Annotated in this window: 15 protein-coding genes; 6 read left to right on the top strand and 9 right to left on the bottom strand. The window is 62.1% G+C overall.

The window, feature by feature from the left end; genetic code table 11:
- A complete protein-coding gene (locus BLV15_RS10860) occupies positions 1–1,446 on the top strand; it encodes an argonaute/piwi family protein (protein ID WP_217632884.1) in 1,446 nt (481 codons plus the stop codon).
- 219 nt (positions 1,447–1,665) lie between these two features.
- Here BLV15_RS10860 and BLV15_RS10855 read toward each other — a convergent pair whose 3' ends face one another.
- The 3 genes from BLV15_RS10855 to BLV15_RS10845 form a co-directional block, all read right to left on the bottom strand.
- A complete protein-coding gene (locus BLV15_RS10855) occupies positions 1,666–2,856 on the bottom strand; it encodes an MFS transporter (protein WP_090227843.1) in 1,191 nt (396 codons plus the stop codon).
- 257 nt (positions 2,857–3,113) lie between these two features.
- Entirely contained in the window at positions 3,114–3,878 is a 765-nt protein-coding gene (locus BLV15_RS10850; RefSeq protein ID WP_090227842.1) for an SDR family oxidoreductase, read from the bottom strand.
- A 27-nt stretch (positions 3,879–3,905) separates the two neighbouring features.
- On the bottom strand, positions 3,906–4,706 hold the full coding sequence (locus BLV15_RS10845) for an SDR family NAD(P)-dependent oxidoreductase (protein ID WP_090227839.1): 801 nt from the start codon (positions 4,704–4,706) through the stop codon (positions 3,906–3,908).
- 109 nt (positions 4,707–4,815) lie between these two features.
- On the opposite strand from BLV15_RS10845, the gene BLV15_RS10840 reads away from it, so the two are divergent.
- On the top strand, positions 4,816–5,766 hold the full coding sequence (locus BLV15_RS10840) for a GlxA family transcriptional regulator (RefSeq protein ID WP_090227837.1): 951 nt from the start codon (positions 4,816–4,818) through the stop codon (positions 5,764–5,766).
- A gap of 283 nt (positions 5,767–6,049) precedes the next feature.
- On the opposite strand, the gene BLV15_RS10835 is transcribed toward BLV15_RS10840, so the two are convergent.
- Together BLV15_RS10835 and BLV15_RS10830 are read right to left on the bottom strand one after the other, a co-directional pair.
- Entirely contained in the window at positions 6,050–6,823 is a 774-nt protein-coding gene (locus BLV15_RS10835) for a substrate-binding domain-containing protein (protein ID WP_090227834.1), read from the bottom strand.
- An 825-nt stretch (positions 6,824–7,648) separates the two neighbouring features.
- Positions 7,649–8,290, bottom strand: coding sequence for a TetR/AcrR family transcriptional regulator (locus BLV15_RS10830; RefSeq protein WP_090227831.1), 642 nt, complete (start codon positions 8,288–8,290; stop codon positions 7,649–7,651).
- 109 nt (positions 8,291–8,399) lie between these two features.
- Here BLV15_RS10830 and BLV15_RS10825 point away from each other — a divergent pair, with 109 nt between their 5' ends.
- Positions 8,400–9,605: an MFS transporter gene (locus BLV15_RS10825; protein ID WP_090227828.1), complete on the top strand. Its 1,206-nt coding sequence runs from the start codon at positions 8,400–8,402 to the stop codon at positions 9,603–9,605.
- A gap of 206 nt (positions 9,606–9,811) precedes the next feature.
- Here BLV15_RS10825 and BLV15_RS10820 read toward each other — a convergent pair whose 3' ends face one another.
- On the bottom strand, positions 9,812–11,143 hold the full coding sequence (locus tag BLV15_RS10820; RefSeq protein ID WP_175534341.1) for an MFS transporter: 1,332 nt from the start codon (positions 11,141–11,143) through the stop codon (positions 9,812–9,814).
- A 337-nt stretch (positions 11,144–11,480) separates the two neighbouring features.
- Positions 11,481–12,395, bottom strand: a complete 915-nt coding sequence (locus tag BLV15_RS10815) for a LysR family transcriptional regulator (RefSeq protein WP_090227823.1) — start codon at positions 12,393–12,395, stop codon at positions 11,481–11,483.
- A gap of 104 nt (positions 12,396–12,499) precedes the next feature.
- On the opposite strand from BLV15_RS10815, the gene BLV15_RS10810 reads away from it, so the two are divergent.
- Positions 12,500–13,255 (top strand): SDR family NAD(P)-dependent oxidoreductase, encoded by a 756-nt coding sequence (locus BLV15_RS10810; protein WP_090227821.1) that lies wholly within the window; start codon positions 12,500–12,502, stop codon positions 13,253–13,255.
- A gap of 112 nt (positions 13,256–13,367) precedes the next feature.
- Here BLV15_RS10810 and BLV15_RS10805 read toward each other — a convergent pair whose 3' ends face one another.
- Both BLV15_RS10805 and BLV15_RS10800 read right to left on the bottom strand, forming a co-directional pair.
- The gene (locus BLV15_RS10805) at positions 13,368–13,637 is read right to left on the bottom strand and encodes a DUF1652 domain-containing protein (RefSeq protein WP_090227818.1); all 270 of its coding nucleotides are present in this window, start codon (positions 13,635–13,637) and stop codon (positions 13,368–13,370) included.
- 125 nt (positions 13,638–13,762) lie between these two features.
- Positions 13,763–14,089: a hypothetical protein gene (locus tag BLV15_RS10800; protein WP_090227816.1), complete on the bottom strand. Its 327-nt coding sequence runs from the start codon at positions 14,087–14,089 to the stop codon at positions 13,763–13,765.
- A gap of 282 nt (positions 14,090–14,371) precedes the next feature.
- On the opposite strand from BLV15_RS10800, the gene BLV15_RS10795 reads away from it, so the two are divergent.
- On the top strand, positions 14,372–14,632 hold the full coding sequence (locus tag BLV15_RS10795) for a DUF1652 domain-containing protein (RefSeq protein WP_175534340.1): 261 nt from the start codon (positions 14,372–14,374) through the stop codon (positions 14,630–14,632).
- A 410-nt stretch (positions 14,633–15,042) separates the two neighbouring features.
- A complete protein-coding gene (locus BLV15_RS10790; RefSeq protein ID WP_090227812.1) occupies positions 15,043–15,360 on the top strand; it encodes an SEL1-like repeat protein in 318 nt (105 codons plus the stop codon).
- The last annotated feature ends 14 nt before the right edge of the window (positions 15,361–15,374 follow it).

Here is a 15,374-nt window from a genome sequence, read left to right as displayed (position 1 = left end):
ATGAGCACAATGCCTGCACCTATCCAATTGCCTGCGTTCACTTTGTTGGATGAACCATCTCTATCTTTTGCCGCTGAGAACACTACTGCCATCCACAGACACCCATTGATTGGACTTTCTCGGTTTGGAGCGTTTGATCAAGCATCGTTCCAGCATTATGTCACCGACCTCCGTATCGCTTATGTCGGTCCGAGATCTGGTGCTGTCCGAGTAAGAGACCTGAGAGATAGCTTATGTATACCCCAACGCAACACCGACAGAAGTAGCTATGCCCAGGAGTACCCCGGTTTCGATAGGTTGTTTGGAGTTGGTCTTTTGGGGGCTGATCAGCAAGTGCACGTGAAGTGGCCGGAAGAGCTAACGGACTTTGCAGGCTCGGGTGAGTTTCCAGACCGAATTCGCGCAGCATTCTATCAAGCGCTTACCCGACTGCATGCCGCTAGAGATCAGTTTGATGTGGCGTTGGTTTACTTCCCTGACCGCTGGTTACCGCATCTGCGTACGAAAGAATTTGACGCGCATGACGAACTGAAGGCCCTAGCAGCGCAATTGGGTATCCCCACCCAGGTAGTGAACGACAAGTCTCTAACTTTTAATAACTGGGGGGCTCGGGCTTGGAGGCTCGCAGTCGCTTTATATGCAAAAGCCGGCGGAACCCCATGGAAATTGTCTCCTATTCCGGGTGCTCCGACAGACACCGCATATATCGGTTTAGCGTACGCGATAAGACGCTCATCCGCTCATTACGTTACGTGCTGTTCACAGGTTTTTGACATGGAAGGCGGCGGGATGCAGTTCGTTGCGTTTGAGGCGAACGATGCAATTTCCGACGATGCAGAGGCTAGGCGTAACCCGTACCTTTCAAAGGCAGACATGCGTGCGGTGCTGACACGTAGTTTGCGTCTGTATCTTGAAGGGCATGGGGGCCGAGTTCCTCGCCGTCTCGTAGTACACAAAACAACGGCTTTCACAGAAGACGAACTTAAGGGCATCCAGGAAGCAACGTCCACAATACCTGAGGTCGAGTGCCTGGAAATCGGATCTAGCTCGGCATGGAGGGGAGTATGGATGATTGAGAGCCGCAACACGCCAAAAGTCATCGAGCCTGCGCGTTTCCCTGTTCCTCGTGGCACCCTAGTAATGACATCTGGAAACTCGGCTCTGCTTTGGATTGCAGGTAACGCTCCATCTGTCGTGGGAGGAAGAGATTACTTTCAAGGAGGAAAGAGCATTCCGAAACCCATCTTCCTCCGTAGACACATGGGGCGAGGCCCTTTTGATCTCCTTGCTGTAGAAGCAACTGCGCTGGCAAAGATGGACTGGAACAACGATGCGCTATATGACCCACTTCCAGTAACCATCATGTATTCGCAGCGACTGGCTCGTACGATTTCTAACGTGATGAACTTGCCAGGCCGAAGTTATCCTTACCGCTTGTTCATGTGAGATTTGAAGCAGCAAATCGTCCGCAGTTTCTTGATGTCTGCAAACCTTAAAGTTGAACCTTCGCAAATGTCTCTTTTTGGCCGGAAGTTGCCTGTGATGGAGGACAGGAACCGGCCAATAGCTACCTCGACTGTGGCCTTTTTAGCGACTGACCGGTGATCGTTTTAGCGGTTATTGGAATCGCGTAAATTCCACCAGAAGACCGCGACAGGCCGCTGATCAGGTCAGCCCGGGCAAGGTTCCCTGCGCCCGGGCGAGCCACTCGGAGAAACGCAGGCTGACGAAGGCCAGCAGCAGAAACAGCAGCGAAGCCAGCAACAGACCGGTGTAGCCCAGGATGGGATAGAGCCATCCAGCGACCGCCGAGCCGGTGCCGATACCGGCGAACATGAACGACGCGGTCAGGGCCAGGGCGATGCCGCGTTGTTCGGGCATCAGCTCGACGATGCGCCGCTGCTGCGACGGCCAGACGATATCGGTGGCCAACGCCCAGATCGCCAGGGCCAGCAACAGCCCGCCGAACAGCCTCGGCATCATCGCCAGGCCCAGCAGATCCAGGGCAAGCAGGATGATACCGAGCAGCAGCAAACGCTCGGCACTGAGGCGCAGCGCCAGGCGGGTGACCAGCAGGTTGCCCAGCACGCCGGCCACGCCCAGCACGGTCAGCGCACGGGTGATGTCGCCGGCGCTGCGGTGGAAGTCGTTGCCGATGATCGGCGCCAGGAAGGCGTAGGTGGTGAACACGCCCGTGGTGACGAAGAACACCACCAGAAAGGCACTCAACGAGGTAGCGCCGCTCAGCAGTGCGAGCACGTCGGCCGCTACGATGCGCTGGCCCGCCACGCGATCCGGCACCCACACGAAGATCAGCGCCGCGATCAGCAGACCACTGACGCCGATGCCGAGAAACAGGCTGCGTGCCCCGAGTTTCTGGGCGATCCAGGCACTGATCGGCATGCCGGCCAGCCCCGCGACGCTCAGCCCGAGCAGCACGATGGCGATGGCGCTGCCCTGGTGCTCCCGCGCCACCAGATTGGAGCCCAGGGCGCCAAGCACCGGGCCAATGAATCCCGCCCCCAGCCCCATCAGCACCCGCGACGCCAGCAGCGTCCGGTAATCCGGCGCGGCGGCGAACAGCAACGCCGCCGCGCTGAAAATCGACAAACCCAGCAGCACCTGCGAGCGCCGGCGCAGATGGCCCAGGGTCATCTGCAATAGCGGCGCGGCAAGCGCGAAGGTGACGCCGAAAACAGTGATCAGCAAGGCGCTCTGCGCGCTGCTCAAGGCCCAGGCGACGGAGATCGCCTGCAGGCTGCCGACCACCGACAGGGCGCCGACCGCCTGGACGAAATAGGCCAGGCTGAGCAGGCGCAGGGCAAGGCGATCCGCTGCGGCGATGGGGCTGTGCATGAGGTTCTCCAGAGGTGCACGCAAACACCCGACCTCTTGGGATCTGTACGAAAAGTACCTGCGCTCGGTGATGCTTCGTTAAAAATCGACTCGGCTAGCCGCTTGCGGCTCACGCGCTTCAGCGCGGCCCGTAGGGCGAGCGAAGCGAGTACTGCTCATTTACAGCTCGTAAACTCCGGGTCCTCATCGATTTTTGCCTCGCCTGACCTTCGCTCGGTTACTTTTCGTGCAGCCCCTTGTGAGGTCGGGCGCCGGGCTCAGGCAACGGGGATGGGGTTGTCGATGATCGACTGGTTGAACTGGTTCACCAGCGCGTGCTCGTTCGGCCCGACGTTGGCGCGCAGTGCCGTGATGCCGTCGACGATCACCTCGGTGGTCGCCGTCTCCAGCTTGGCCAGGGTCTCGGCGATGAAGGCGTCCAGCGGCATGGCGCGCGGATCGCCGCTCTTGTGGATCAGGTCGGTGTCGACCCACGGCGGCGCGATCTCCAGCACCTTGACGCTAGTGTCGCGCAGCATGAAGCGCTGCGACAGGCTGTAGGAATGGATGGCCGCCTTGGTCGCCGAGTACAGCGCGGTGACCGCAATCGGGATGAACGCCAGTACCGAGCTGTTGTTGATGATCGTGGCGTCCGGCTGGCGCTTGAGGTGCTCGACGAAGGCCGCGCTGACGCGCACCGGGCCGAGCAGATTGGTGGTCACCAGGCCGACCGCCTGTTCATCGTCGAGGTCGCCCGAGGTGGCATCGTCGAACGGCATGATGCCGGCGTTGTTGATCACCACGTTGAGATCCGGGTGGCGTGCGATCACCTGCTGCGCCACGTCCTTGATCTGCTGCGCGTCGTTGATATCCAGCACCACGGTGTCGATGCCGGGGTTGGTGCGGGCGATCTCGTCGAGCAGGGCCTGACGGCGGCCGGTGATGATCACCTTGTTGCCGCGTTGATGAAAGGCCTCGGCCAGGCCGCGACCGATGCCCGAGGTGCCGCCGGTGATGAATATCGTATTGCCGCTGAGTTTCATGGTGCTGCTCCTGAAATGAGGGATCGATCAACGCTGGGCGCTGTAGCGCGGCGCGGGCTGGCTGGTGGAAAGCTGGTCGAACATGGCCTTGCGTGCCGACTCATAGGCCTGCCATTGGCTGGCGTCGTGCAGCGAGGGGATGGAGATCAGTTCGCCGCGATCGAAGTCGATCAGCGCGGCATCGACCAGGGCGCTGGCCGGCATCACGATGGCCGGGTCGAGGTGTTCCAGCGGCAGGCCGCCGTTGTCCCAGAACTCGGTGGCGGTCGCCCCGGGCAGCACCGCCTGGATGCGCACGCCCTTGTCGGCCAGCTCGTGATGCAGCGACTGGCTGAAGGCGGTGACGAAGGCCTTGCTGCCACCGTACACGCCGTTGAGCACTTCCGGGGTGATGCTGACGATGGACGAGATGTTGATGATGGCGCCGTTGCCGCGCTCGACGAAGCCGGGGATGGCCGCATAGCTCAGGCGCATCAGGGCGGTCACGTTGAGGTCGATCATGCGGGTCATCAGGCCGACATCGCTGTCGAGCAGCGGCGTGTGGGTGCCGATGCCGGCGTTGTTGACCAGCAGGGTGATGCTCGCGTCCTGCTTGAGCTTGGCCTCGACGGTGGCCAGGCTGGCAGCGTCGCCCAGGTCGGCCTGCAGCACCTCGACCACGCGTTGGGTGTCGTCGGTGATGCGGCGGGCCAGGTCGTTCAGGCGGTCACGGTTGCGGGCGACCAGGATAAGGTCGTAGCCGCGGCGGGCCAGGCGCTCGGCGTAGAGGGCGCCGATACCCGAGGATGCGCCAGTGACCAGTGCGGTACCTTTCGATGCGGTGTTCATGGTGTGTCTCCAAGTGAGGTGGGCTTGGGACACATGATGGGGGGGATGGGAAAAGTCCGAAATGACGTATACAGTCGTGTTTTAGGACATGTCTTCTACGAGACCCGCCATGCACAGAATCGGCTACCTGCTCTCCGACGACTTCCAGGTGCTGTCGCTCGCCACCCAGACCGTCTTCGAGTACGCCAACATCGTGGCCGAGACGCCGTTCTATTCCATCGAGTTCTTCTCCATCGCCGGAGGTATCGTGCGTTCGTCCCTGGGCCTGGGCATCGAAACCCGGGCGCTGAGCAATCCCGGCCTGGCGGACTCCTGGATGATCGCGGGGGTCAACACACCTCTGGAAACGCTGCCCAGCGAGGCCACCCTGGCATTCGTACACCAGGCCGGGCAGCAGGCGCGCCGCGTCGCGGGTATCTGTACCGGGGGCTTCGTGCTGGCCCAGGCCGGCCTGCTCGATGGCCGTCGCGCGACTACCCACTGGGCGTATGGCGCGGCACTGCAGCGTCTGTATCCACAGATCAGCGTCGAGGACGATCGCATCTTCATCATCGATGGCAACGTCTGGACGTCCGCCGGCATGACCGCCGGACTGGACCTGGCGCTCGGCATGGTGGAGAAGGACCTCGGTCCGGAGGTCGCGCGCTCGGTGGCGCACAAACTGGTCATGCACCAGCGCCGTTCGGGCGGGCAGTCACAGCACTCGGAGATGCTTACCCTCGCACCGAAATCCGACCGTATCCAGAACGCGCTGAACTATGCCCGGCAGAACCTGCACAAGCCACTCGGCGTCGAGGAGCTGGCCGAGGCGGTGCATCTGAGCCCGCGCCAGTTCACGCGGGTATTCACCGCCGAAACCGGACAGTCGCCGGCCAAGGCCATCGAGCGCCTGCGCCTGGAGGCGGCGCGGGTGATGATCGAGCAGAGCCGCCATTCCCTGGACGTGATCGCCAAGGAGACCGGCTTTCGTGACCGTCGTCACATGCGTGAAGTGTTCATCCGAGGCTTTGGCGTTCCCCCCCAGGCAATACGCCGGGACGTGCGCAGCGTGAGCATCTGATCTGCTGCCTGGGGCGGGGCTTCATGCTGCTTTTCGTTGCATCCACTTGCTGAGGCTGCTTCCAATCCTGCGGCGCAATGTGCGCGCCGGTGCAAGAGGGCGCTGGTGGCCGACCGCCTGCCAAGAGCCGGAAACGCCCAGGGCGGCGCGCCGAGCTATGTGTTCAATGTTCCTGGAGCTGGCGCTCCGGCAGTCGGACGACTACAGATAGCTAGAGGCCCGGCAATGCCGAGCCTCTTGTGATCAACGGCGGATAGCGGAGGCAGGCGCGCACCCCGGTGAATCACCGGGGGACCGAGTCCAGCCCGGTGGCGTTCACCTCCGGCTGCACCGCTGCGGACGACAGATAGGCCAGCAGCTTCCTGGCCTGCTCCGGGTGTTTCGCATTGCGCGGGATGCCGGCGGAGTAACGGGTCACCGATTGCAGGCTTTCGGGAATCTTGCCGACGAAGGTCACTCCCGGAACCGGCAGCAACTCGGCGACCTGCTGGAAGCCCACTTCGTACTGGCCCGAGGCGACGACCGAGGCAACCGGTATGCGCTCGATCATTTTGGCCTTCGATCCGACCTGCTGCTCCACTCCCAGCTGCTTGAACAGCTTGTTCTGGATGTAGACCCCGCTGGCGCTGTCCGAGTAGGCGATGGAGCGGGCGTCCAACAGGGTTTTCCTGAACGCCTCTTCGGTATCGATGCGCGGTTTGGCAGCGCCCTGCTTGACCACCATGCCGATGCGCGAGTCGGCCAGGTCCACCTTGGACGCGGGGTCCACCACACCCTGCTTGATCAGGTCATCCAGTGCGTAGCCGACCATGATCACCACATCGGCATTCTCCCCCCGCGCCAGGCGATTGGGGATCGCCTCATGCGCCTTGCCCATGGACGGGCCGAGGATGGTGTCGACGGTATCGCCACTCGTCTGCGCATACGTCGGACTCAACCGCTGGAAGGCGGCGGTGAAGCCGCCCGAGGTCATGACGTCCAGTTGCTCGGCCTGGGCGCTTGCGAGTGTGCAAAGACCAATGGTCAGGGCGGCGAGTTGCTGTTTCAGTGCTTTCATCGGAGCTCTTCCTCGTTAAGACAGGAAAGGGAGTACGCGAGAACACCCGCGGTGGAACGGCAGCGTCGAGCGACGCGCACAGGCAGCGGCGCGGGTCATCCGGTAAACGGAAATACCCTTGCCGCTCGGGTGAACAAGCCAGGTGAATAGAGCCGCGGGTGAATCCGCCGGATACGCCATCGCGAGCAGCGGTTTGCGTCCGGACCTGTCGTGCAGATGCCGGAAAGAAGTCGAGCTGTTCGGGAAAGTTGCCCGAAGGGACGCGAAACCTGGCACCCGCCCTGGAGCGAGCGGATGACCTGCCCGAGGTGGGGAAGGCATGCATGACGGGTTCTCCAGCGATCCTGTGCGGCTGGTTGACGCTTTTTGTTCGGCGATTCTGCTCGACCCGCATTGAAACGATAAGTGAGATGTTTGCATTCATTGTTGCGTAAAAGTTATCGCTCGGCCCTCTCACCGGCGATCGGTACCTGTTTTCACGGATACCTGCCGAGAGCAATCGGGGGGAGCAATGGGGGACAGACCACGGTATTGATGCAGAGGGGCAGCGTCCGGCCGATAGCGGGTCACGCGGCTGCCTGCGCCAATAGCAGCATCGACAGCGGCTTTTTTAGTGATTGGCCTGCGACGCTTCAGCGGTCACTGGAATCCGGTAAGTGCCCTTTCTGGGAAAATCGACAGCAGCTATTCGCCAGGTTTCTGAAATTGGCCTCACCGCGCGGCCATGCACGCCAGGCGAACACCCGGCTGGTGCCGTTGGCGCCGCCGCAGCTCAATCAGTGCATTGTGCCCGCCACCCGTGGTGATCCCTGGTTACCTGACGCCCTAGGCGTGCGGCCGAGCTGGACATGCAGGCGCCACACTCGCCTCATCCCACAACCTCATGACGCGCGTTACCGCGGCGTCCAGGGCGTCCGCCGATACCCCGTCGCGCGCCAGCGTGGACAGGCCCAGGAGAAAACTGTCGAACGCCGTGGCGAGGGCGGTTGCATCGACCTCCGCCGGCAGTTGCCCCAACGCGATGCCGCGTTCGACGCAGGCCCGCAAGGCTTCCCGATTCAACGCCCGGGTTTGCGCCAGTGGCGCCGAGATGATCCTGCTCTCCTGCGAGCACGCGCTCATCGCTCCCAGTGCCACCAGGCAACCCTTGGGATGATCCGGTTCGCATTGCATCCGCGCGGAGCGGCGCAGTGTAAGTTCGATGGCATCCCGCGGCGGCAGACTGGTGTCGAACAGGCTGTCGGTGACCTTGCCGTAGCTATTCAGGTAAAGATCCATCACCTCCTTGAATAGCTGCTCCTTGGAGCCAAAGGCTGCGTAAAAACTGGGCGCGGTGATGCCGCCGCCGATTGTCGCCTTGAGTTGGCTCAGCGAGGTGGCGTCGTAGCCGTTTTCCCAGAACAGATGCAGTGCTTGAGTGAGTGCCACGTCACGATCAAACGTGCGCGGCCGTCCCATTTGTGCCATGGACGAGTCCTCCGATTGACTTAAATACTAGTCGATACATAAGTCGTTGACCATTGCTTGCCTGCTCCCTATATTTGTACCGATCAATATATAAGTTGGATTCTGGCACATGACTCGAGATGAACCGCAGCGGGAAACGCTGCCTTACGGCGCCTTGCTTGCCCTGGCGATGACCGGATTTATCTGCATCCTGACCGAAACCCTGCCCGCCGGCTTGCTGCCCCAGATCGTGAGCGGGTTGTCTATCTCGCCCGCGATGGCGGGGCAGATGGTTACGGTCTATGCGCTGGGTTCGCTACTGGCGGCGATTCCACTCACCGTCGCCACGCAGGGCTGGCGGCGGCGCACGGTGCTGCTGGTGACCATCGTCGGTTTTCTGCTGTTCAACTCCGTCACCGCGCTGTCTTCCAACTATTGGCTCATTCTGGTGGCGCGTTTCTTCGCCGGCGTTTCGGCTGGGCTCGCCTGGAGCCTGATCGCCGGCTATGCGCGGCGAATGGTGGCGCCCGCCTCGCAGGGGCGAGCGCTGGCGGTGGCCATGGTGGGCACGCCCATCGCGTTGTCGCTTGGTGTGCCGATGGGAACCTGGCTGGGCGGGTTGATCGGCTGGCGCATGGCGTTCGGGCTGATGTCGGCGTTGACGCTGGTGTTGATCGCCTGGGTGCTGATCAAAGTGCCCGACTATCCGGGACAAGCCTCGGAGCGGCGTCTTCCGCTGCGCCGCGTGCTGGTGACACCCGGAGTGCGTTCCGTGCTCGGGGTCGTGGTCACCTGGATGCTGGCGCACAACATTCTCTACACCTACATCGCGCCCTTCATCTCCCCGGCCGGCCTGACCGGCGATGTGGATGTGGTGCTGCTGGTGTTCGGCATTGCCGCGCTGGCGGGCATCTGGATAACCGGGCGGTTGGTGGACCGCCATCTTCGCAACACGGTGCTGGCCAGCCTCGCCACCTTTGCAGCGGTGTCGGTGCTGTTCGGCGTTCTCTCGTCTTCTGCCCCCGCCATTTACGTCGGCACCTTTATCTGGGGGCTGACCTTTGGCGGCGCGGCCACGCTGCTGCAAACCGCCTTGGCCGATGCGGCAGGCGAGGGGGCGGATGTCGCCCTTTCGATGAACGTGGTGGTCTGGAACAGCGCGATAGCGGGAGGCGGACTGCTCGGCGGGGTGCTGCTCGGGCAATGGGGCGTGGCTGCGTTTCCCTGGGTTCTGCTGGCGCTGTTGCTGGCCAGTTTGGCCATCGCACTACAGGCGCGGGCGCATGGGTTTCCCGCTGGTGACCGGCGCCCGGGCGGGGCAGTGGTTGGTCATTGAGGTGTGTCTTAGTCTGGGGAAAACGGTGCCTTTGGCCGATTTTTGCCTGCCAAAATCCGACTGAACACGGCCAATGGCAATGTTCCGATCAAGGCGTTCAGTTTCTGGCTCGGGCTCAGGCAGGCAAAGGCGACGCAGCGTTTGGACGATCGGGTTACCAGGAAACAAAGAGGCTCGGTGAAGCCGAGCCTCTTGATGCCGGTCGATTATCTGCTGACAGCCGGCGCCAGCGCCGCACGGCGGTTCTGTTTGCCCACCAGGAACACCAGCAGCGAACCGGTAGCGGTCAGCGCGCAAAGGGGCAACAGCGCGATCGGGAAGCTGCCGGTCTGGTCACGCAGTACACCGATGACGGAGCTCATGGCACCCGTGCCCAGGTGGGCGAAGGTATTGATCGCCGCGATCCCGGCGGCCAGGGTCGCCGGCGGCAGGGTTTCGGAGCACAGCGCCCAGAACGGCCCCTTGATCGCGTAGTTGCCCATCAGTACGAGCGTCAGCAGCACCAGCGTGATGGTCAGCGAGCCCGTGAACAGCGTGGCAAAGAAGCTCACGGCGGTGATGGCCAGCGGGATGGCGGTGGCCTTGACCCGCTCTCCGCTTTTGTCCGCACGCATGCCCCAGTAGATCATGAAGGCCGCGGCGATGCCGAAGGGGATCATGTTCAACAGCCCGGTTTGCATGTTGGAAAGATGGAAGGATTTCAGGATCTGCGGCATCCACAACGAGAGCGTATTGCTGGTTGCCGAACTGCCCATGTAGATCACCGACAGTACCCAGATGTACTTGTTGGTGACCACGGCCTTGAGCATGCCGCTCACGGTATGCGCCTGTTTTTCGGGAGTGCTGTCGCGTGCCGCGCGTTCCTTGCTCAGCTGTCCGCTCAGCCAGTCCTGTTCCTCCTGAGTCAGCCATTTGGCATCTTTCGGCCGATCAGGCAGCACCTTCAACGCCAGCAATCCCAGAATGATCGCGGGGAGTGCTTCCAGCATCAGCAGCCACTGCCACCCTGCGAAGTCCGCCACGCCATCCATTTTCAGCAGCAGCGCCGACAGCGGCGAACCGATGAAATTGGACAGCGGAATAGCGACCATGAAGATCGCGATGATTCGAGCCATGTACGCCTTGGGAATGCACTGCGAGAGGTAAAGGATGACGCCCGGAAAGAAGCCGGCTTCTGCCGCCCCGAGAAGGAAGCGGGAAACGGAATAGGAGATCGGGCCAACCGCAAATGACGAGCAGAAACCGACGATGCCCCAGGTGATCATGATGCGCGCGATCCATCGACGCGCACCGAAACGCTCCATGGCCATGTTGCTGGGCATTTCGCAGAGGACATAGGCGACGAAGAACAGCGTGGCGCCGAATCCGAAGGCACTGGCCGTCAGGCCGATGTCCTCATTCATGGTCAGCGCTGCGAAACCGATATTGACTCGATCGATGTAGGCGATGAAGTAACAGAGCACGAGAAAGGGAATCAGACGAAACCCAAGCTTGCGCATCGTCGATTTTTCAATCCCATCAGTTGATTGCTTGTTCATGGAAACCGCTCTCTTGTATTTGGAATAGGCTGCCCTCAGGCAGAACCTCTCGGTGCGGGGGAGAGGCATGACGGCATACTTTCATTCCAAACTTTCAGCAGGCTTTCGTGGCGAACAAACGGGAAGGATGGTTGGCGGTGTCGCGCCAGCTCTGGCTGGCAAGGTGGAACCTGCCGAGATGAGGAAGGGAAGGTGCATCAGGCCGAGAAAAGAAGCCGAGTGCGTCGATAGCTGCTATTGGGGCCGAAACCAGCCGCCACATCGCATCCTTACACCTCGCCTCATCTTGCAGATCCATTACCGCTGCCGTTAACCGTCCTTACTTGCCGCCTGGCATTCAGCCCCATCGCCAGGCAGGTTCGCCGAGGTGTTCGGCGAAGAAGTCCGAGAGCACCTTGATCTTCATCGGTCGTGTGCGGGCGGTGGGGGTTACGAAGTACAGACCGCCGCGCGCCATGCTCCATTCCGGCAGCAGGGTGACCAGTCGGCCATCGGCGAGGTATTCGCTGGCGATGAATTCGGGCAGTTCGGCGATGGCCAGTCCTTCCAGCAGCACGGGCAACAGCGCGTCCGAGTTCGTCACCCTCAGCGGGCCGCTGGGCGACACGTCTTCCTCGCGGCCGTCCTCGTGGGTGAATCGCCATACCTGGCCGCGGGCGCGGTAGGCATAGCTGAGGCACGAGCGGGTGGCCAGCTCGCGGGGATGGCCGGGGTGGCCGTGTTCGGCGAGATAACCGGGCGAGGCGACAAGGTACTGCGTGACGGCGCAGAGCCGGCGCGCCACCAGCGAGGAATCCGGAAGCACGGCGATGCGCAACGCCGCATCGAAGCCCTCGGCGATCAGGTCTACCGACGCATCCGTGAGATGCAGGTCTATCGACAGTTCGGGATAGCGGCGCATCAACTGTGGCAACAGCGGGGCGACCCAGCGCAAGCCGAACGCCATGGGGATGGCCAGCCGCACCTGGCCACGGGGCTGCACCGACAGATCCTGGGCTTCGCTTTCCAGTTCTTCGGCCTGCCGGTAGATCTCACTCGCCCTGGCCGCCATGTTCGCGCCGAACTCGGTCAGCGCCAGTTGCCGCGAGGTGCGGTTGAACAGTCGGCTTCCCAGGCGTTCCTCCAGCCTGGCCACTGCGCGCGATACCGTGGGCACCGAAACGCCCATGACGCGCGCTGCCGCGGCGAACGAACCCTCTTCGGCCACTTTGGCGAACATGCCCAGCCCTTCGAAATCCGGAAGTCTGCTCATTTCATTTCTGCAACGATGGCTTTCATACAATTCTATTTTGACGATTCGCCGCCGTCGATAAGCTTCTCCCACACCACTTCATCAAGACCGATGGGAGAACCACCATGAGCAGCACACTCGAAGGCAAGATCGCACTGGTTACCGGCGGCACCAGCGGTATCGGCCTGGCGACCGCCAAACGCTTCGTCCGGGAAGGTGCACAGGTTTACCTCACCGGACGCCGCCAGGCGGAGCTGGATGCCGCCGTGAAAGCAGTCGGCAACAACGCCATCGGGGTGCGGGTCGACTCCACCCGCCTGGAGCAGCTCGATGCGCTCTACGAGCAGATCGGCACCGCCCACGGGCGTATAGATGTGCTGTTCGCCAATGCCGGTGGCGGTTCGATGCTGCCCCTGGGCGAGATCACCGAGGAGCAGTACGACGACACCTTCGCGCGCAACGTGAAGGGTGTGCTCTTCACCGTACAAAAAGCCCTGCCGCTGCTGGCGAAAAAGGCCTCGGTGATCCTTACCGGTTCGACCGCCGGCAGTTCGGGAACTGCCGCGTTCAGCGTGTACGCCGCCTCCAAGGCCGCGGTTCGGGCGTTCGCGCGGAACTGGATTCTGGATCTGAAGGACCGCCAGGTACGGATCAACACCATCAGCCCCGGCGCGACCCGAACTCCGGGCCTGGTCGACCTGGCCGGCCCCGATGCCGTGCAGCAGCAGGGCCTGCTGGATTACCTGGCGTCGCAGATTCCCATGGGGCGTGTCGGTGAAGCCGAGGAAATCGCCAGCGCGGCGCTGTTCCTGGCCTCCGACGATGCCAGCTTCGTCAACGGTATCGAGTTGTTCGTCGATGGCGGCCAGGCGCAAGTCTGAAGGCAGTTGCGGGCGACCATGCGGGTCGCCCGCGCTGAAAGAGCCGGCGAGGGTGCTCGCGTATCGCGACCTGCACCTTACGACTTCAAAAGCGATACCCGCGGTCGTGAGGCTATCGGCTCTGGCTTCGCTGTCGACCGTGGCCCTGTTGATGGCGGTGGAGCACGACGGCCAACTCCTGGCGCAGCTCCAGAATCAATTGGGAGAGGGCGCGGATACTCTCGATGCGCTCGGCGTCGACCTGGGTAAGGATGAAGGTGTCATCGCTGTCGCTGGCGTGGATGCGCAGCGTGATCAAGTCGGCGTTGCGCTCGACGTGGCAGGCGTGCGGTTCAAAGGCATCCTCGAGAATCGAACGCGCCTGTTCGAAAGGAAGGTTCATGGCAGTAGGTCCTGAAAAGGTCGGTTTGGCCGACGGTATTGTTGTTGTTCAAGTGCACGGAGCACCGGCTTTCTTGGGAAATCGAAGCCTTCTCAGGACGCTGGGCGATCCGTCGCCGGGCATGCTCAACTGCTCGGGCCGAGGTCCGCGAGGTATTCCTTCTGCGCCGTCACCAGGTCGCGCTGTTCCAGCAGCCAGAGCATTTGCGTAAGCAGCTCCTCGTCGTTCTCGCCGCGCTGGTTCCAGTCGTTGAACAGGCGCTGCACGGCCAGGAGCGTGTATTCGGCCTGTCGCTCGAAATCGTTGCCGTGAGCGGTGGGCTGCCACAGCTCGTACAACCGGGTCAGCGCATCCCGGGCGAGCAACGGGCGGTTGCCTTGCCGCTCCTTCCATTGGGCCGCGATCTCCTGTAGCTGGCGCAGCGCCAGTACCGAGGGGTGAGGGGTGGACATAGGGCCTCGACGACGTGATGACTGATAGAGGTTCGAGAGCGGCCGATCAGGCTAATTCAGCCCGTTAGTCGGACAACGTCGGCAGCCGGTAACGGCCGGGCAGCTGAGCCGGAAGCGGTGTTACCGAAACGCAACCCCGACGGAAGGCGAGGTTCACGGGCTAGCAAGTCCTGCTACAATTTGCCCCACATAGCCGAGAACTGAGTGCAGACCTGGATGTCGTCGCAGCCTCGATCTTCGGTTCGTTCGCGTCGCATATGGAGAACCTCGTGAATGAAATGCATGTCCCTGCCCCGTGCCTGTGAGCTCATCAATATTTACTTTCAGCCCTTGGCCTTCGAAGCGGCACTCGACGCTCCGCAAAGCCTGCACGCCTGCGTGTTCGATCCCGCCAGCGGCGAACGGCTGCTGACGGTGTTGGGAATCCACTGCAACACCTCGCCGACGCTGCACGACGTGAAGCGCATCATCCGCACGATCGAATCCGACTTGCAGATCGTCATGCCGTCCGTCCGGAGCGGCGCGTTGCCTGCCACGCTCTAGCCTTGTTTGGGGGTGTTTTGGCAACCCCGAAAGTCGGTTTTCGTTGATCTTTATGACGAAAAAAATGCGCGATGCGGCGCCATGGTCGCTTGACTTGTTCACAATCAGTCTGACGGCATATGAAGGTGCTGCGTAAACCCTTGTCAGCCTTCGACTTTTTCTGTATGGCTTTGCAAGTTGTTGAAAAAGAACGAGTTTTTATTGTGGCGAAAAAAACGCCAGTTTGAACGCCAGCCCCGTCCGGCCTGCCTTCGCGGTACTTTTCTGCATCTTGTCCACTGAGTTATCCACAGATTTTGTGGATAGCTCGAAAGCGCGTTTCTAGATCAACGCTGCGCTTCCCGCGCAAGTCTTTTCATCACGGGCAAAAGGAGTAAAGTGCGCGCCCTCCCTGGTCGCTCCTGGTCCTGATGAAGTCTCGCGTTTCCCTTCCCAATACCCCCGCGCCGCGCTCCGGATTGCCGCTACGTGTCGCGTCCTGGCTGCTGGATCGTCCGCAGCTCGGCCAGCGCGAAGGCATCAAGCGCCTGGCCGGCCACCTGCTCAAGCAACCTGCCCGGCAGGGCGTGACCGAGGCGCAAAGTCGTCTGGGGCTGCTGCTGTGTCGCGAGTGCGGTGGTCAGCGCGACCGGCGTATCGGCTTCGAGCTGCTGCGCCTGGCGGCGCGCGCCGGCGATCCGGTCGCCCAGCGCGAACTGGGACGCCAGGAACCGACCGCCGAGCGTTGATGGGGATATGCCGT

This window comes from Pseudomonas kuykendallii, assembly GCF_900106975.1.
Lineage (GTDB): Bacteria > Pseudomonadota > Gammaproteobacteria > Pseudomonadales > Pseudomonadaceae > Pseudomonas_O > Pseudomonas_O kuykendallii.
The sequence above is the reverse complement of the archived record's forward strand: the minus strand, read 5'-3'. Positions and strand labels throughout refer to the sequence as shown.